Annotated in this window: 12 protein-coding genes; 6 read left to right on the forward strand and 6 right to left on the reverse strand. The window is 59.3% G+C overall.

Annotated features, from left to right (window positions below; all coding sequences use genetic code 11):
- Positions 1–88 precede the first annotated feature (88 nt).
- Genes N8H71_RS07955 through N8H71_RS07965 form a run of 3 tightly spaced genes read left to right on the forward strand, consistent with a single transcriptional unit; the run spans position 89 to position 3,478 of the window.
- Positions 89–1,030 (forward strand): rhodanese-related sulfurtransferase, encoded by a 942-nt coding sequence (locus N8H71_RS07955; RefSeq protein WP_007950897.1) that lies wholly within the window; start codon positions 89–91, stop codon positions 1,028–1,030.
- A 35-nt stretch (positions 1,031–1,065) separates the two neighbouring features.
- Positions 1,066–1,668 (forward strand): DsbA family protein, encoded by a 603-nt coding sequence (locus N8H71_RS07960; protein WP_170929396.1) that lies wholly within the window; start codon positions 1,066–1,068, stop codon positions 1,666–1,668.
- A complete protein-coding gene (locus N8H71_RS07965) occupies positions 1,661–3,478 on the forward strand; it encodes an ABC transporter ATP-binding protein (protein WP_262193567.1) in 1,818 nt (605 codons plus the stop codon). The genes N8H71_RS07960 and N8H71_RS07965 overlap by 8 nt, the downstream gene beginning before the upstream one ends.
- A 1-nt stretch (position 3,479) precedes the next feature.
- Here the strand turns inward: N8H71_RS07965 and N8H71_RS07970 are convergent, their stop codons facing one another.
- Positions 3,480–7,613 carry a hypothetical protein gene (locus tag N8H71_RS07970; protein ID WP_262193568.1) on the reverse strand — a complete coding sequence of 1,378 codons (4,134 nt, stop codon included), beginning with the start codon at positions 7,611–7,613 and terminating at the stop codon, positions 3,480–3,482.
- Between the two features lie 210 nt (positions 7,614–7,823).
- On the opposite strand from N8H71_RS07970, the gene N8H71_RS07975 reads away from it, so the two are divergent.
- Together N8H71_RS07975 and N8H71_RS07980 are read left to right on the forward strand one after the other, a co-directional pair.
- Positions 7,824–10,286, forward strand: coding sequence for an EAL domain-containing protein (locus tag N8H71_RS07975; protein WP_262193569.1), 2,463 nt, complete (start codon positions 7,824–7,826; stop codon positions 10,284–10,286).
- 46 nt (positions 10,287–10,332) lie between these two features.
- Positions 10,333–11,127: a TenA family transcriptional regulator gene (locus N8H71_RS07980; RefSeq protein ID WP_262193570.1), complete on the forward strand. Its 795-nt coding sequence runs from the start codon at positions 10,333–10,335 to the stop codon at positions 11,125–11,127.
- Between the two features lie 62 nt (positions 11,128–11,189).
- Here the strand turns inward: N8H71_RS07980 and N8H71_RS07985 are convergent, their stop codons facing one another.
- The 5 genes from N8H71_RS07985 to N8H71_RS08005 form a co-directional block, all read right to left on the reverse strand.
- Positions 11,190–12,116 carry a GGDEF domain-containing protein gene (locus N8H71_RS07985; RefSeq protein WP_262193571.1) on the reverse strand — a complete coding sequence of 309 codons (927 nt, stop codon included), beginning with the start codon at positions 12,114–12,116 and terminating at the stop codon, positions 11,190–11,192.
- Between the two features lie 362 nt (positions 12,117–12,478).
- On the reverse strand, positions 12,479–13,219 hold the full coding sequence (locus N8H71_RS07990; protein WP_262193572.1) for a YciK family oxidoreductase: 741 nt from the start codon (positions 13,217–13,219) through the stop codon (positions 12,479–12,481).
- A gap of 80 nt (positions 13,220–13,299) precedes the next feature.
- Positions 13,300–13,971, reverse strand: a complete 672-nt coding sequence (mupP, locus tag N8H71_RS07995) for an N-acetylmuramic acid 6-phosphate phosphatase MupP (protein WP_074688036.1) — start codon at positions 13,969–13,971, stop codon at positions 13,300–13,302.
- Between the two features lie 4 nt (positions 13,972–13,975).
- Entirely contained in the window at positions 13,976–14,674 is a 699-nt protein-coding gene (gene ubiG, locus N8H71_RS08000) for a bifunctional 2-polyprenyl-6-hydroxyphenol methylase/3-demethylubiquinol 3-O-methyltransferase UbiG (protein WP_007950906.1), read from the reverse strand.
- A gap of 57 nt (positions 14,675–14,731) precedes the next feature.
- Complete coding sequence (locus N8H71_RS08005) at positions 14,732–16,066, reverse strand: TRZ/ATZ family hydrolase (RefSeq protein ID WP_007950908.1); 1,335 nt, start codon at positions 16,064–16,066, stop codon at positions 14,732–14,734.
- Positions 16,067–16,174: 108 nt separating this feature from the next.
- Here N8H71_RS08005 and mtnA point away from each other — a divergent pair, with 108 nt between their 5' ends.
- Positions 16,175–17,251: an S-methyl-5-thioribose-1-phosphate isomerase gene (gene mtnA / locus N8H71_RS08010; protein ID WP_007950910.1), complete on the forward strand. Its 1,077-nt coding sequence runs from the start codon at positions 16,175–16,177 to the stop codon at positions 17,249–17,251.
- Positions 17,252–17,645: the final 394 nt, after the last annotated feature.

Consider the following 17,645-nt stretch of genomic DNA (forward strand, 5'->3'; position numbering starts at 1 on the left):
CTAGAATCCGCAACGCGCCGCTGACCCGGCGCGTTTTTTTTCGCATCCGGTTCACCCTTTACGAGGGTAGCCACCTGGAGAAATACCCATGACACAACCGATTGTCGTGGCGGCACTGTACAAGTTCGTCACCCTCGAAGATTACGTCAACCTGCGCGAGCCGCTGCTGCAAGCGATGGTCGACAACGGCATCAAAGGCACCCTGCTGATTGCCGAAGAAGGCATCAACGGCACGGTTTCCGGCAGCCGTGAAGGCATCGACGGCCTGCTGGCCTGGCTGCGCAACGATCCGCGCATGGTCGACATCGATCACAAGGAATCGTACTGCGACGAGCAGCCGTTCTACCGCACCAAGGTCAAGCTCAAGAAAGAGATCGTGACCCTGGGCGTCGAAGGCGTCGACCCGAACAAGAAGGTCGGCACCTACGTCGAGCCGCAGGACTGGAACGCGCTGATCAGCGACCCGGAAGTGCTGCTGATCGATACCCGCAACGATTACGAAGTCTCGATCGGCACCTTCGAAGGCGCCATCGATCCGAAAACCACCAGTTTTCGTGAATTCCCCGACTACATCAAAGAACACTTCGACCCGGCCGTGCACAAGAAGGTCGCGATGTTCTGCACCGGCGGCATTCGCTGCGAAAAAGCCTCGAGCTACATGCTCGGCGAAGGTTTCGAAGAGGTTTACCACCTCAAGGGCGGCATCCTGAAGTACCTCGAAGAGGTGCCGCAGGAAGAGACCAAATGGCAGGGCGACTGCTTCGTCTTCGACAACCGCGTGACCGTGCGCCATGACCTGAGCGAAGGCGACTACGATCAGTGCCATGCCTGCCGCACCCCGGTCAGCGTCGAGGATCGCGCCTCCGAGCATTACGTGGCCGGCATCAGTTGCCCGCACTGCTGGGACACCCTGAGCGAGAAGACTCGCCGCAGCGCCATCGACCGCCAGAAGCAGATCGAACTGGCAAAAGCGCGCAACATGCCTCACCCGATCGGCTACAACTATAAGCAAGCATCCACCGAGGCTTAATCATGTCTGCACGCCTGCTCTATGTGATGGATCCGATGTGTTCGTGGTGCTGGGGATTTGCCCCGGTGGCCAAGGCATTGGTGGAGCAGGCGCAGGCAGCCGGGGTGGAACTGCACCTGGTGGTCGGCGGGTTGCGCACCGGCAGTGGTGCGGCGCTGGAGCCGACCACCCGGCGCTACATTCTCGAACACTGGCAGGCGGTCACCGAGGCCACCGGCCAGCCGTTCAAGCTGGAAGGCGCGTTGCCGGACGGCTTTGTCTACGACACCGAGCCTGCCTGCCGGGCCATCGTCACCGCGCGCAGCCTGGCGCCGGATTGCGCGTGGAAACTGGTCGGGTTGATCCAGCACGCGTTTTACGCCGAAGGTCGTGATGTCACCCAGGCCAGCGTTCTGGTGGAGTTGGCGGAGCAGGCCGGCGTCCCGCGCATCGAGTTTGCTGCCCTGTTCGATCATGCCGATCAGCACAAGGCGACTCAGGCCGATTTCAGTTGGGTGCAGGATCTGGGCATCGCCGGATTCCCGACCCTGCTCGCCGAACGCAACGGCCAACTGGCGTTGCTGACCAACGGCTACCAGCCGCTCAGTGAACTGTCGCCGTTGCTCGGTCGATGGCTGGAGCGCGCGGCCTGTGTCTGACCCGGCCGATGACACGCCAGCCGTCAAGCGTGTCGACCGGCTGAGCTGGGCTGAAGTCCGGCGACTGGCGCTTCATCACAAAAAATCCTTGTGGATCGCCAACGGTGTGGCCGTACTGGCGACGCTGTGCAGCGTGCCGATTCCGTTGCTGCTGCCCTTGCTGGTGGACGAAGTCCTGCTCGGCCACGGCGATGCCGCGCTGAAAGTCATGAACCATGTGCTGCCATCGATGTGGCAGCAAGCGGCAGGCTACATCGGCCTGATGCTGGTGGTGACGCTGACCCTGCGTTGCAGCGCCCTGTGTTTTGGCGTGTTGCAGGCGCGGTTGTTTGCGCGGCTGGCCAAGGACATTGTTTATCGCATTCGCGTGCGTTTGATTGAACGACTCAAACGGATCTCCCTCGGCGAATACGAAAGCCTGGGCAGCGGCACGGTCACCACGCACCTGGTCACCGACCTCGACACCCTCGACAAGTTTGTCGGCGAAACCCTCAGCCGTTTTCTGGTGGCGATGCTGACGCTGGTCGGCACTGCCAGCATCCTGATGTGGATGCACTGGAAACTGGCGTTGCTGATCCTGCTGTTCAACCCGCTGGTGATCTACGCCACCGTGCAGTTGGGCAAACGGGTCAAGCACCTGAAGAAACTGGAGAACGACAGCACCTCGCGCTTCACCCAGGCGCTGAGCGAAACCCTCGATGCAATCCAGGAAGTGCGCGCGGGCAACCGGCAGGGCTTCTTCCTCGGACGTCTCGGCCTGCGGGCGCAGGAAGTGCGCAACTACGCAGTCAATTCGCAATGGAAGACCGACGCCTCGAACCGCGCCAGCGGCCTGTTGTTCCAGTTCGGCATCGATATTTTCCGCGCGGCGGCCATGTTGACGGTGTTGTTCTCCGACCTGTCGATCGGCCAGATGCTCGCGGTGTTCAGCTACCTGTGGTTCATGATCGGTCCGGTCGAACAACTGCTGAACCTGCAATACGCCTATTACGCGGCGGGCGGTGCGCTGTCGCGGATCAACGAACTGCTGGCCCGCGCCGACGAGCCGCAATACCCCGGCGGCGTCGACCCGTTCAAGGGCCGCGATACGGTCGGGATTCAGGTGCAGGGTCTGAGCTTCGGGTACGGCGACGAACTGGTGCTGGATCAGTTGAACCTGTCGATTGCCCCCGGCGAGAAAGTGGCGATTGTCGGCGCCAGCGGCGGCGGCAAAAGTACCCTCGTGCAATTGCTGCTGGGCCTGTACACACCGTTGGCCGGGACGATCCGTTTCGGTGGATCGACCCAGCAGGAAATCGGTTTGGAAACGGTTCGGGAAAATGTCGCGGTGGTGCTGCAGCATCCGGCACTGTTCAACGACACCGTGCGCGCCAACCTGACCATGGGCCGCACCCGTGGCGACGAAGCCTGCTGGCAGGCACTGGAAATCGCCCAGCTCGAACCGACCATCCGTGCCTTGCCGGACGGGCTGGACAGTATCGTCGGTCGCTCCGGCGTGCGCCTGTCCGGTGGTCAGCGGCAACGTCTGGCGATTGCGCGGATGATCCTCGCCGAGCCGAAAGTGGTGATTCTCGACGAGGCCACGTCAGCCCTCGATGCCGCCACCGAATACAACCTGCACCAGGCCATGGCGCGCTTTCTCCATGGCCGCACCACGCTGATCATCGCCCACCGCCTGTCAGCAGTGAAGCAGGCGGACCGGGTGCTGGTGTTCGACGGCGGGCAAGTGGCCGAGGATGGCGACCATCAGCAACTGATTGCCGATGGCGGGTTGTACGCCAAGCTGTATGGGCATTTGCAACGGTTGTAGGTTATTTCCACAGCACCTGTAGTGCGTCTGCTTCGCCTCTGTGACCAAACTCTTTCATGACCAATGAGCACGACTCGCAGGGTGGCATCGTGGTAGCGACGTCTACCGATTTCAGCTCAAGTGGATCGGTGTATTTCTCGCGAATCACGCGTATCAACTTGCTTTCGCTGTCCAGGGAGGTTGGTCGGGTAGCCAGTGCCGGTGTGTAGGTATCGATGTTCTTGATGGTCAGTGGGACTGCAACCAAGCGCCCTTTATCAGTCAACTCCAGGTTCGTCTTGGCAACAGTCAGGTTGAAGTCGACGTTGACGTAGGTCGTGTCGCCGATCTTTACATGATTCGCACCCAGGTGCCGAAACAGGGGCAGGTGTTTGGTTGTGCCATGAGCGCCGGAAACACTGACGTAAACTTCTCGCACGCCATTGGCGGTGATGACTTCGGCATAGGCAATGTTGCGAGCATTGTCTGTACGGTCAAATCGGCTCAGCAGATGTTGAAGTCTTTGCATTGTTTCATTGATGCGCAGCGCCGAATTGGTATTGGGTGGCGTGATCGTCGGCGATAGAAACAAGATGTCGAAAATTTCCGCCGCTCGCTGGCGCAACGCCTCTGGGGCATCGTTGCTCCGTGCCCAGGTTGTGGCACCTTCGGCGCGCTTGGCGATGATCATTCGCGTCGAGTGGTCGAACATCAGCGCTTCACTTGGGCTGGTATCTACTTTCAGCCACTTCATGCCGGCAGGCGGGTTGGCATGAGTGCCCAGAGGTATGGCGATGTCATCCATGGTTTTCAGGGCGCGCTCGACCTCCGGTATCGAATTGATCCGGGCCGTGTTGTTGGCATTAAGCGATCCGGTGTAAACCGTCTTCAGTTCATCGGCCAGTTCGATCGGTAAGGTTTGTGCCTTGCGTAAAACCAGAGGGTCGGAAAGGACCTGTCCTGGCAAACGTTCGGTGACGTAGAAGTCTCCGGCGTTCAGGCGGGTGAATACGTAGTGCTTCGAGTCATCTTTCGCTGGAACGATGATCGCGCCGACTTCAAGCGTATCGAACTTTTTTGAGCGATCGTAGGGGAGGCGAACCTTGATGCGCGCGTAGATTCCCTTTTGAAACTCCAAGGATGCATTGAGTTGCTTGTAGGTCTTGATGGCGCTGGTCAGTAACGGCTGAGATGAGATGGCCGGTGTGTAAATGGTATCGCCGAACCATTGCGCCCATCCCTTGCTTGTATCCTGGCTGTTCGGAGGAGGCGTCGGCGCTGGAGTCCGGGTGACATAACTCGTTTTGCAGACATCGCTACCCGGTGCCCGTCGCACCCGGCAAGGCAGGGATTTGAACATCGACTTTTCATTGATCAGGTCAGCACGGCGCAGTTGATCACCGTCCAGACGATAGGGAATGTCATCGATCAGCAGGGTGGTGCGCCCGTCGATTTCGAGCATTTCACGGATGCTGGCCTGTTCAGGGATTTCAGCGCGAACATGAAGTTTGCCGTGGGAGAGCGTGCTGAAGCTGGATCGACCTTGCATGAATTGCTTTCGATGGTTGAACAGGCGCGGTCCGTAGGGAAGGGCCGTCACCGGGTCGACGAGGTGGAACCGCTTCAGGTTTGTCGAGCTTGTGTGGCGTACCAGCACATCATCGATACCTCTGACGGATGCCAGCCGATCTCCCTGAGTCAGTGCTTTCCAGCTCCCCGGATCGATGGTCTGCGGCAAGTTGTTGACCAGTCGGTAGCCGTCTGCATGACCCGCCAGCTTTTTTACTCCGCCTATAGTCAGACGACCCACCCCGAGCAGCCCTCGGCCAACGCCGCTGACTGTCGTCTTGAGCAGCGTTGGAATGCCGCTCAACGGGTTCAGATTGCTCACCGTCGCCGTCAGGAGCTTGCGAGTCAGCGTTGAAAAGGAAGGCAGACTCGTTTTGACGGCAATGCGTGTAACAGTGTTTGCCGCTCTGATCAGGCGTACCGTCCCCGAGATAAATTTCCCGATGGGAAAGAGGAATGAAGCCAGATCCAGCAAGAGGCCGCCTGCACCCATGACCTTTTTGGTGGTGTCGTCTGACAGGAGGTCTTCAATGCTGCCCCAGAAGGGTACGAATCCTTTGACGATGGCTTTGAAGGTGTTCAGCCGTTGCTCGGTTTTTGCCCGATTGGCATCAAAAACGGTTTCGCCACGAGCCTGGATACGCAAATGGTCTTCATCGACGTAGAGGTATTTGCGGGCAATGAACTCGGCCAGCGTTTCAAGCCGGGAGGGCGCAGGGTCGGAGTCGTCGGTGGTTGCAGCCGCAGGCATGTTTCCCTTCGAATCGAGAAACCCTATGAAAGACTGCCGCTCCTCAGGGGATGTGCCGTGCAAGTGAGCCGACCAGTCGAGCAGCAGATTGGTGCTCAGATCCTTTTCAGGGTCATAGGTTTGTCCGGAGATCAAGGCGTGCAAAGGGAACTCGGTGCGTTCGCCCCCTGCGTACGAAAACCTCAGGCCGGTTCGGCGACGAATGAACCCGGCACTTGGAATGACTTCGTAGTAAGTGATGTCATCGACGTTGGTAACCTGTAAGACAAACCCCTTTCTCGCCCGGGTATGTTCGAACCTGTTGTCGTTTCTGACTTTCTGACGGAGACCGAGCAGGTTGATTGCACCTGTTTCGAGCGTTCGGCGTTCGGCCAGTGGCAGGGTGTTCAACAGACTCAGAATCAAGGTCTGATAGGCCGATCTGATGGTTGCGAGATGGCGCGTGAGTTCGGTTTCAAATCGAGCATTGATGTCCGGCAGAAACTTGCCCGACCAACTTTTATGATCTCGCTCATAGCCACCCCATTCCTGCTCGCGCTCTGCACAGAGGTTTCGCTGGTCATCAAGTCTGAGAAATGTAGTGGAGCGTGTCTTGCCATCGGGCATGGATACGTTCCATCTTCTTGCACCATCAAGTTGCCCGTCTGCATAGAGCTCCAGAAAGTCGTGCCCCTTGAGTTTCAAGTCAGGTGTGGATTTGAATCCGTTGTAGGCAGGTGTCGCATCCAGCAACGTGCGACCATCTCGCCCGAACGTATAGCCTTTGAACAAGTCATTCATGACTTCCCTGGCCATTTGCAGCCTGTCCGGGGGGCGTAACTCCAGCGATTGCACGGCCTTGTTCAGTCTTTCGCTCTGGTTTTCCAGTGCCGACAATGCTTGTTTGATTTCCTCCTCGCTGTAGTCGGATGCTGCCCGCACCTGGACGATACCTCTGCAAACCGCCCAATCGAGCGCCGGCCTCAATCTCAGTTGCGTAATCTTTTCAAGCTCCTCGCTTGAAGCATCGGCGCTGCGCTCCAGAGGCAAGTTGACCAGCTGTTGAAAGGAAAGTGGTTGCGCTCGATCGAGTCCCAGTTCGTCAGCCAGTAGCACGCCGTGCATGAAATTGACCCACACCACCGAGCTTTTATAGCGAAGATCGGGCGGGACATCAGCGACCTGGAAGTCTTTCGACAGCCGGGTCTGGTAAATATGTGCCAGTACTATCGACTCTTTGGTGGTGGCGACTTGTCTGGTTCGCAGCAGGTGCAGGGCGAAATCATCGCGCAGGGTCTGGTAGCTTTTGCCCCAATGCACCGGATCCTTCCAGCCGAAGCCGGCGAGTTCTTGAGACTCAACCGATGATGGGGCGTGCAGGTAAAGGCAGATGGCCTTGGTCAGCAACTGGTTACGTACTGAAGCAGGCGTTTGTTCTTCTGGGAGCGCGCCGTACCAATTGAGGGTCTTCAGCAGTCGGTCTGTCAGGTCCCGTGCCGGTGCCGAGTCCAGAATCCGCTGAAGGAATACCGAGGGTGTCGCGCGCACTTCTTCGGCGCTGGCAGGAAACAGTACCTCGGCGCCCAGGCGACGAATCAGCAGGAGGCTGCCAGACATGAAGCTTTTTACGGTGGCCGTGATTTGCGCATTGATGAGTTTTGCCTTGTAGGTTGCCAGGGTCTGGGTGGGGGCGGCACCGGGAGACGCAAGACGCAAGGCATTGAACCGTTTTCGGTCCTTGGCAGTGGGCTGCACGAATCCTTCTATATCCAGGTCGCTGTCGAGCCCCAGTGCCTGACGGGCACGCAGTTCCCTGACGGCTGATGTTTCGGTTGCATCAGTAGTAGTCTCTGTCACGTTGCACTCCTTCGCACGGGTTCCTGTTACGGAAATGGGAGTGCGCAGTAAAACGATCCGAAGCCCTGTGTTGGTGGTACATATCTATGCGTGGCACTTGTGCTGTACTGAGGCTGATCCGCCGCTTGCCGGAACCGGGATCGCCTCCTAGTCTTGGGGAGATGCTCACAAAGAGAAGGGCGATCAGGCAGTGCTCATGCAAGGAACCCCATGAAGCAAAAGCGGACTCTCGGAACGCCTCGGTTGTTGGGTATCGTCTGGCCATTCATCGCGGTCGTGTTGTTTCAGGCCCTGTTGGGCGGCGTGAGTCTTTACGTCCTGTCGGCCGTTCGCGGTTATGTGGCGGGCGAAAGTCTGTGGTCCAAGGGCCAGAAAGACGCCATCTATTACCTCAATCTGTACGCCGACAGTCGTGACGAGGCGATTTACCTCAAATACCAGAAGGCGATTGCCGTGCCTCAGGGCGGCCATCAGTTGCGCCTGGCACTGGACAAGCAACCGCCCGACCTGCAAGCGGCGCGCGAGGGTATCCTCAAGGGCGGCAACCATCCGGACGATGTCTCCAGCCTGATCTGGCTTTACCTGAATTTCCGGCACTTCAGCTATCTGGAAACCGCCATTGATCGCTGGACGTTGGGTGACGCCTATCTGGTGGAACTCGATGACGTGGCGCAGGAGATGCATCGGCGTATCACCACCAATGCCGCTACGGATGTCGATATCCGCCGCTGGAAGGACCGGATTTTTGCAATCAATGATGGCGTGAGCCCGGCGGCCCGGGCTTTCAGTGATGCGCTGGGCGAAGGTTCGCGGGTGATCCTGCGTCTGTTGCTGTTCACCAATCTCGCCACGGCGATGGGTCTGATCGTGCTGGCGTTGTTGCGTACCCGCAAACTGCTCAAGCAGCGGCATGCCTTCGCCGAGGCCCTGCAACTGGAAAAGGACAGGGCCCACGTTACCCTGCATTCGATTGGCGACGGGGTCATCACCACGGATGTGAGCGGGGCCATCGACTACATGAACCCCGCCGCCGAGGCGCTGACTCACTGGAAAGCCGAGCAGGCCGCCGGCCTGCCGCTGGCGGCTTTGTTCAATCTGCTCGACGACAACGACCAGACCGAGGGGCCGACCCTGATCGAGCATATTCTCAGCGGTCAGCTCACTGGCAGCAGCGAGCACTCGAAGCTGATTCAGAGGCTCGATGGCAGTACCGTGTCAGTGACGCTGGTCGGCGCACCGATCCGTAATGCGGGCAAAGTCAGTGGCGCGGTGCTGGTGTTGCATGACATGACTCAGGAGCGGCAATACATTGCCAATCTTTCATGGCAGGCCACCCACGATGCGTTGACCGGTCTGGCCAACCGTCGCGAGTTCGAATATCGCCTCGAGCAGGCCATCCATAACCTGACGCGGCAGTCCGCGCGGCATGCGTTGATGTTTCTCGATCTCGATCAGTTCAAGCTGGTCAATGACACCTGCGGGCATGCGGCCGGCGATGAATTGCTACGGCATATCTGTGCGCTGCTGCAGTCGGGTTTGCGCGAGGGCGATACGCTGGCACGGCTGGGTGGCGACGAGTTCGGCATTCTGTTGGAAAACTGTGCGCCAGAGGCGGCCGAAAAGATTGCCGAGAGCCTGCGCCAGACTGTGCAGAACCTGCACTTTGTCTGGAAAGGGCGGCCATTCCTGACCACCGTCAGCATTGGTCTGGTGCATGTCACCCAAAATCCGACGACTCTCGAAGCCTCTCTGCGCGCTGCTGACATGGCCTGCTACATGGCCAAGGAGAAAGGACGCAATCGGGTCCAGGTCTACCATGCCGATGACTCGGAACTGTCTCTGCGTTTTGGCGAGATGGCCTGGGTACAGCGTCTGCACCTGGCCCTTGAGGAAAGCCGGTTTTGTCTGTACGCCCAGGAAATCGCCCCGCTGGGTTCTGTACCTGCGGGCACTCGCGGGCATATCGAGATTCTGCTGCGTCTGCATGACGAGGCGGGCAGGATGATTCTGCCGGACAGTTTCATTCCCGCGGCGGAACGTTACGGTTTGATGACCTCGCTGGATCGCTGGGTAGTGCAGAACGTATTCAAGGTTATTGCCCAATGTATTAATGAACAGTGCGAACGGCCGCTTGCAATGTGTGCGATTAATCTTTCAGGCATTACTATCGGAGATGACGCGTTCTTGCACTTTCTTCGGGAACAGTTTGATAACTATTCCATACCGCCTGAAATGATTTGTTTTGAAATTACAGAAACCAGTGCCATTGCAAATCTCGGCAGTGCAATCCGATTTATTAATGAACTCAAAGGCTTGGGTTGTTATTTTTCGCTTGATGACTTTTGCGCCGGAATGTCTTCATTCGCTTATTTGAAACATTTGCCTGTAGACTTCCTGAAGATCGACGGGAGTTTCGTAAAGGATATGCTGGACGACCCGATTAACCACGCCATGGTCGAAGTGATCAATCACATCGGGCATGTCATGGGTAAGCAGACAATTGCCGAGTTTGTCGAAACAGCGCAGATCGAGCAGGCATTGCTTGAGATCGGTGTGGATTACGCTCAGGGTTATGTCATTGAACGCCCGCAATTGTTTACCTGTGACAGTTTGCAAAGTCGCCCCGCCAGACCGCAGCCGTTGTTATTCAAAGCGCCTGGCACGTTCCGTTGAAGTCTCTTGCCGATCCGTATAATCACAAATCAAAAGGAGCCGAACAGTGATCGACACATTCAACCGAACCGGACCACTCATGGAAGCTGCAAGTTATCCCGCCTGGGCACAACAGTTGATTCAGGATTGCAGCGAGAGCAAGCGCCGGGTTGTCGAACATGAACTTTATCTGCGCATGCGTGATAACAAGCTCAGCGCCAGAACCATGCGCCAGTACCTGATCGGAGGCTGGCCCGTGGTTGAGCAATTCGCGTTGTACATGGCGCAGAATCTCACCAAAACCAAGTTTGCCCGTCATCCAGGTGAAGACATGGCGCGGCGCTGGCTGATGCGCAATATCCGCGTCGAACTCAACCATGCCGATTACTGGGTGCACTGGAGCCGGGCCCATGGGGTGAGCCTGGAAGACCTGCAGGCGCAGCAAGTGCCACCGGAGTTGCACGCCCTGAGCCACTGGTGCTGGCACACCAGTTCGGCGGACTCACTGATCGTGGCCATCGCGGCCACCAACTACGCCATCGAAGGCGCGACCGGGGAGTGGTCGGCGGTGGTTTGTTCGACGGGTGTCTACGCTGCGGCCTTCCCTGAAGAGGATCGCAAGCGGGCCATGAAGTGGCTGAAGATGCACGCCCAGTACGATGATGCCCACCCGTGGGAAGCGCTGGAGATCATCTGCACCCTGGCCGGGATGAACCCGGGCAAAGCCTTGCAGGCGGAGCTGCGCCAGGCCATTTGCAAGAGCTACGACTACATGTACCTGTTCCTCGAGCGCTGCATGCAGCTCGAACTGTCGGAGCGGGTGATGGTCGGGCGTGAGCGTCGGGCGCTGGTCGAGAGCTGATTTCGGCAACATCCATAAAAAAACGGGAGCCTTGGCTCCCGTTTTTTGTTGGCTGCGAAAAATCAGCCCGCCATGGTCAGGCGATTGCGGCCCTCGCGCTTGGCGACATACAGCGCGCTGTCGGCGCGGCGCAGCAGGCTGTCGGCGGATTCGCCCGGCAACAGGGTCGAGCAGCCGAGGCTCACGGTCAGTTCGATCAATTGATTATTGGCGTAGTAATCCTGAGTCTGCGCTGCCTGACGCAGGCGCTCACCAACCATGGCGGCCGCATCGCGCCCGGTGTTGGACAGCAGGATCAGAAACTCTTCCCCGCCATAACGGAAGACCATGTCGACGTTGCGCAACTGGCCCTTGATCGAGGCAGCCACGGCTTTGAGCACGTCGTCGCCGGCGCTGTGACCATGGAGGTCGTTGACCTGTTTGAAATGGTCGATGTCCAGCATCAGTAACGACAACGGTTGCAGGTGCCGGCGTGACATCTCGATTTCCCGCAGCAGCGTCTGCTCCATGGCAATGCGGTTGCCGGCACCGGTCAGTGGATCACGCAGCGCGCTTTGCGTGGCGGCACGGTAAAGCAGCGCATTGCGCATCGGGTACAGCAGGGCCGACAGCAATGATTCGAGATTACCCAGCTCCTGTTCGCTGAAGCGCTGGTTGCGACGAAATACCAGCTCACCCATATGCTCGCCTTCGTGGCTGAGGCTGTAGCTGGCCGAGTGGTGCCCACGGGCACCGAACTCCAGGCGCAAGTCGCTGCCACTGTGCACATAGGTCAAGGCGTCCAGCGGTACCAGACGTTGAACTTCGCGGAAAAACAGACCGAGGATACGTTGAGGCTCAAGGCTGGTTTGCAGTTGCAGGCTCATTTGCTGGCGCAATTGCGCCAGGCTGACAGGTCGCGCCAGGAGAGGCGGCTGCTGACCAAAGCCCAGGCGTTGCAATTTGGCACTGTCGAAGTCAATTGCAGTGGTCTGGGAGGGTGATTTCATATGGCGTGAGCCCCTAAGCAGTAAGTCTGTCTTACAGGCTGGGTGAGAGCGGCTATGGGCTGCGCGTCATACTGATCCATCAGTCCCGTAGGACATTTGGTACAAGTTTAGTCTGCCCGATGACGATTAGTCAGCTATCGAATCAGGCCTTGCCCGACTGCCTTCACTCGGCGTGCTTTGAGGAAATGTAGAGCGAAAGTCGTGCCATACGGTTCATATTTTATTAAAACCGTTTTGAATCAATGGCTTGAGATATTTATGAAAGGAGGAGTGGTGGTTATTTGACTTGATTTACCGTGCTCAAAGCGGCAATTGAATGCCGCGACGGTATTCCGCCACGGCAACAAAAGCGACGTATGGCATTACTGGGCGTTGAAGGCCTGGCCATTGATACCCGTACTGTCCGGGCCCATCAGGTACAGATAGACCGGCATGATCTCTTCCGGTGTCGGGTTGTTCAGCGGGTTTTCACCCGGGTAAGCCTGGGCGCGCATGCTGGTGCGGGTGGCGCCCGGGTTGATGCTGTTTGAGCGCACTGGTGCGACGTTTTCGACTTCGTCGGCCAGCGTCTGCATCAGGCCTTCGGTGGCGAACTTCGACACACCATAGGCGCCCCAGTAAGCGCGGCCCTTGCGCCCGACACTGCTGGAGGTGAACACCACCGAGGCGTCCTGCGACAGTTTGAGCAACGGCAGCAGCGTGCTGGTCAGCATGAACGTCGCGTTGACGTTGATTTGCATGACGCGCATGAAGTTTTCGCCGGACAGTTGTTCGATCGGCGTGCGCGGGCCGATGATCGAGGCGTTGTGCAGCAGGCCGTCGAGGTGGCCGAACTCGGTCTCGATCATCGCCGCCAGCTCATCGTATTGATGGGGCAGGGCGGTTTCGAGGTTGAACGGGATTACGGCCGGCTGCGGATGCCCGGCTGCCTCGATCTCGTCGTAGACCTGGGTCAGGTTGGCTTCGGTCTTGCCCAGCAGCAGCACGGTCGCGCCGTGGGCGGCGTAGGTCTTGGCGGCGGCCGCACCGATGCCACGACCGGCACCGGTAACCAGAATGACCCGATCCTTGAGCAATTCGGGGCGAGCGGAGTAATCAAACATAAGAAACCTCTAATCCATTAACTTCTGATCGTTCCCGCGTCTTGCGCGGGAATGCAGCGATGGTCGCTTTGCAGCACCACTCAGCAACTGCACAGAGCGTTGTCGAGCACCTTGCGCAACTCCAGCGGATGATCCACCACCACGTCCGCGCCCCAATGCCGAGGGTTGTCGTCCGGGTGAATGTAGCCGTAGGTCACGGCGGCGGTTTTGGTACCGGCGTCGCGGCCGGATTCGATGTCGCGCAGATCATCGCCGATAAACAGAACGGTCGACGGATCCAGATCAAGCATCTTGCAGGCCAGGGTCAGCATCTCGGGATCCGGCTTGCTGTTCTTCACGTGATCCGGGCAGATCAGCAGGGCCGAGCGTTCGGCCAGCCCCAGTTGCTGCATGATCGGTTCGGCAAAGCGCAGCGGCTTGTTGGTGACCACACCCCAGACCAGATTGGCTTTCTCGATGTCGGCCAGCAATTCGCCCATGCCGTCGAACAGCTTGCTGTGTACGGCGCAGCCCACCAGATAGCGCTCGAGGAACTCCAGGCGCAACTCTTCGAAGCCCGGCGACTCCGGGTCCATCGAGAACGTCACCGCGACCATGGCCTTGGCGCCGCCGGAGATTTCATCGCGAATGTGTTTGTCGTTCATCGGCGGCAAGCCGCGATCCGCGCGCATCGCCTGGCAGATGGCGATGAAGTCTGGCGCGGTGTCGAGCAGAGTGCCGTCCATGTCGAAAAGGACTGCTCTGATGGCCATCGGCTTACTCCTCGCGCAGGGTCTGGATCATGTAGTTGACGTCAACGTCCGCCGCCAGCTTGTAGTGCTTGGTCAGCGGGTTGTAGGTCAGGCCGATGATGTCCTTGACGGTCAGGCCGGCCATACGGCTCCAGGCGCCGAGCTCGGACGGGCGGATGAATTTCTTGAAGTCGTGGGTGCCGCGCGGCAGCAGCTTCATGATGTATTCGGCGCCGACGATGGCGAACAGGTACGCCTTCGGGTTGCGGTTGATGGTGGAGAAGAACACCTGGCCGCCGGGCTTGACCATGCGGAAGCAGGCGCGGATCACCGAGGACGGGTCCGGTACGTGCTCGAGCATTTCCAGGCAGGTAACGACGTCGAACTGCTCGGGCATTTCTTCGGCCAGGGCTTCGGCGGTGATCTGGCGGTATTCGACGTTCACGCCGGATTCCAGCTGATGCAGTTGCGCGACCGCCAGTGGCGCTTCGCCCATGTCGATGCCGGTCACGGTCGCGCCGCGCTGGGCCATGGCTTCGCTGAGAATGCCGCCGCCGCAACCGACGTCGAGCACCTTCTTGCCGGCCAGGTTGACGCGCTCGTCAATCCAGTTGACCCGCAGCGGGTTGATGTCGTGCAGCGGTTTGAACTCGCTTTCGCGGTCCCACCAGCGATGGGCCAGGGCTTCGAATTTGGCGATTTCGGCGTGGTCGACGTTGCTCATGATTCAATCCTCTAAAACTTGAAAAAGGCTGTAGCCCCGGAGTTTGCCTCGGGGTGTTTACGATTCGGTGTGGCCGCTGATGCGTCGGCCCCAGGCCCGGGCGGTTTCGCCGAGCTGTTGTTCGTCCAGTCGGGTCAGGCGGCGGTCGTCGAGCAACTGCTTGCCTGCGACCCACAGGTGTTTCACGCAGTCCCGGCCGGTGGCGTAAATAAGTTGCGAGACCGGGTCATAGACCGGTTGTTGCGCGAGGCCGGACAGATCGAAGGCGACGATGTCGGCCGCCTTGCCGAGCTCCAGCGAGCCGGTCTCGGCTTCGATCCCCAAGGCTCGTGCGCCGTTCAGCGTGGCCATGCGCAGCGCCCGGTGGGCGTCCAGCGCGGTGGCCGAGCCAGCGACGGCTTTGGCCAGTAGCGCTGCGGTGCGGGTTTCACCCAGCAGGTCCAGGTCATTGTTGCTCGCCGCGCCATCGGTGCCGACCGCAACGTTGACCCCAGCCTGCCACAGGCGCTCCACCGGGCAGAAGCCGCTGGCCAGTTTCAGGTTCGACTCCGGGCAATGGATCACGCTGGTGTTGCTTTCTACCAGCAACGCCAGGTCGTCATCGCTGATCTGGGTCATGTGCACGGCCTGGAAACGCGGGCCGAGCAGGCCCAGTCGGCCAAGGCGTGCCAGCGGGCGTTCGCCGCGCTGTTCGACCGCTTGCTGCACTTCGAACGCGGTTTCGTGGACGTGCATGTGGATCGACGCGTCCAGCTCCTCGGCGATCACGCGGATTTTTTCCAGGTTCTCGTCGCCCACGGTGTAGGGTGCATGAGGGCCGAAGGTGATCTTGATGCGCTCGTGATGCTTCAGGTCGCCGAACAGTTCGACGCCCTGACGAATGGCTTCATCGGCGCTGGCGGCACCCGGAATCGGGAAGTCGAGGATCGGAATCGCGATCTGCGCGCGGATTCCGCTGTTGTGCACGCGCTCGCTGGCAACCTTCGGGAAGAAGTACATGTCCGAGAAACAGGTGATGCCACCTTTTATCTGCTCGGCGATGGCCAGGTCGGTGCCGTCACGCACAAAATCTTCATCGACCCATTTGCCCTCGGCCGGCCAGATGTGGTTTTCCAGCCAGGTCATCAATGGCAGATCGTCGGCCAGGCCACGGAACAGCGTCATCGCGGCGTGGCCGTGGGCGTTGATCAGGCCGGGGCTGAGCAGCACGTCCGGCAGTTCGCGGACTTCGGCAGCGTTACACTTCAGCGCTTCGGCACGCGGGCCGATAAATACAATGCGACCGTCGCGGATGCCCAGGCCATGCTCCTTGAGCACAACGCCTGCGGGTTCGACGGGTACCAGCCAGGTCGGCAGCAATAATAAGTCGAGCGCAATGGCAGGTTTCGGCATCGAGGGTCGGTTCCAGTGCTTTTGTAAAGGATGGCGAAGTATACCCGAGCGTCTTCGCGGGGGGATCGCTATAATCGGCGGCTTTTGTTCATGAGTGCGGGGTGAGGGATGCGCGATCGACTGTTGGCTGCGGAGAAAGTAAAGGCCATCGATTGGCGTGATGGCGCGCTCCACCTGCTGGATCAGCGCGTTTTGCCGTTCGAGGAAAACTGGATCGCCTACACCAGCGCCGCCGGTGTGGCCGAAGCGATTCGCTCGATGGTGGTGCGCGGTGCGCCGGCCATCGGCATCAGTGCCGCGTACGGCATCGTATTGGCGGCCCGTGCCCGGATTGCCGAAGGTGGCGACTGGTATGCGTCGCTGGAAGAGGACTTCATGCTCCTGGCCGATTCCCGTCCAACGGCGGTCAATCTGTTCTGGGCGTTGAACCGCATGCACGACCGGCTGGACCGTTTGAAAGAAAACGCCGATCCGCTGGCGGCGCTGGAAGCCGAAGCCATCGCCATTCATGAAAGCGATCGCGAAGCCAACCTGACCATGGCTCAGCTCGGCGTTGATCTGATTCGCAAACATCAGGGCAATGCCCAGGCAATTCTGACTCACTGCAACACCGGCGCCCTGGCCACCGGCGGTTTCGGCACGGCGCTCGGGGTGATTCGCGCGGCGTTCATCGAAGGCATGGTCGAGCGCGTCTACGCCGACGAAACCCGGCCGTGGCTGCAAGGCTCGCGCCTGACCGCGTGGGAGCTGGCCAACGAAGGCATTCCGGTGACTCTGAACGCTGACTCCGCTGCCGCGCACATCATGAAAACCAAAGGCGTGACCTGGGTGATCGTCGGCGCTGACCGGATCACCGCCAACGGCGATGTGGCGAACAAGATCGGCACCTATCAACTGGCGGTCAACGCCATGCACCACGGCGTGCGTTTCATGGTGGTGGCGCCGAGTTCGACCATCGACATGAATCTGGCCAGCGGTGATGACATTCCGATCGAAGAGCGCGACGGCGCCGAGTTGCTGGAGGTTGGCGGCAAGCGCGTCGGGGCCGACGTTGAAGCGTTCAATCCGGTGTTTGACGTGACCCCGGCAGATCTGATCGATGCGATCGTCACCGAAAAAGGCATCGTCGAACGGCCGGATACCGCGAAGATGGCGCAGTTGATGTGCCGCAAGCGCTTGCATTGATTGGCTGATCTCTGCGTTGTCTCCATCGCGAGCAGGCTCGCTCCCACAGGTTTTGTGATCGCCACAGGATCTTGTGGGAGCGAGCTTGCTCGCGATGGGGCCTTGAAAGTCAATAAACATCCGCAATTTCGTCCCGGAATTTGCATTCAGGGAAGCTCTGAGCCTCTCTCGTCCCCGTTAAGCCTGTCATCGGTCATCTAACTATGCTCCATGCGCATCTGGGGGATAGGTGCGTGGCGGCTCTTGTGATAACATCCGGCGTTTTCCGAGGCAGTCCCACGGGGTTGTCTTCACTGCGCAAATCCAGGGTCAACTTGTCGATTTGTCGTAAGTCGGCGCATGGCACTCGGCCTGCATCGACGAGCTTCGTGCGTCCCCTATGGATATGGCGAAG

Source organism: Pseudomonas koreensis (assembly GCF_025447595.1).
Taxonomy (GTDB): domain Bacteria; phylum Pseudomonadota; class Gammaproteobacteria; order Pseudomonadales; family Pseudomonadaceae; genus Aquipseudomonas; species Aquipseudomonas koreensis_H.

What these genes read in the sequence shown, in the direction of transcription:
- N8H71_RS07955 (WP_007950897.1), top strand. Translation starts at nt 89, where the DNA reads ATGACACAACCGATTGTCGTGGCGGCACTGTACAAGTTCGTCACCCTC.
- N8H71_RS07960 (WP_170929396.1), top strand. Translation starts at nt 1,066, where the DNA reads ATGTGTTCGTGGTGCTGGGGATTTGCCCCGGTGGCCAAGGCATTGGTG.
- N8H71_RS07975 (WP_262193569.1), top strand. Translation starts at nt 7,824, where the DNA reads ATGAAGCAAAAGCGGACTCTCGGAACGCCTCGGTTGTTGGGTATCGTC.
- N8H71_RS07985 (WP_262193571.1), bottom strand. Translation starts at nt 12,116, where the DNA reads ATGAAATCACCCTCCCAGACCACTGCAATTGACTTCGACAGTGCCAAA.
- N8H71_RS07990 (WP_262193572.1), bottom strand. Translation starts at nt 13,219, where the DNA reads ATGTTTGATTACTCCGCTCGCCCCGAATTGCTCAAGGATCGGGTCATT.
- mupP (WP_074688036.1), bottom strand. Translation starts at nt 13,971, where the DNA reads ATGGCCATCAGAGCAGTCCTTTTCGACATGGACGGCACTCTGCTCGAC.
- ubiG (WP_007950906.1), bottom strand. Translation starts at nt 14,674, where the DNA reads ATGAGCAACGTCGACCACGCCGAAATCGCCAAATTCGAAGCCCTGGCC.
- N8H71_RS08005 (WP_007950908.1), bottom strand. Translation starts at nt 16,066, where the DNA reads ATGCCGAAACCTGCCATTGCGCTCGACTTATTATTGCTGCCGACCTGG.
- mtnA (WP_007950910.1), top strand. Translation starts at nt 16,175, where the DNA reads ATGCGCGATCGACTGTTGGCTGCGGAGAAAGTAAAGGCCATCGATTGG.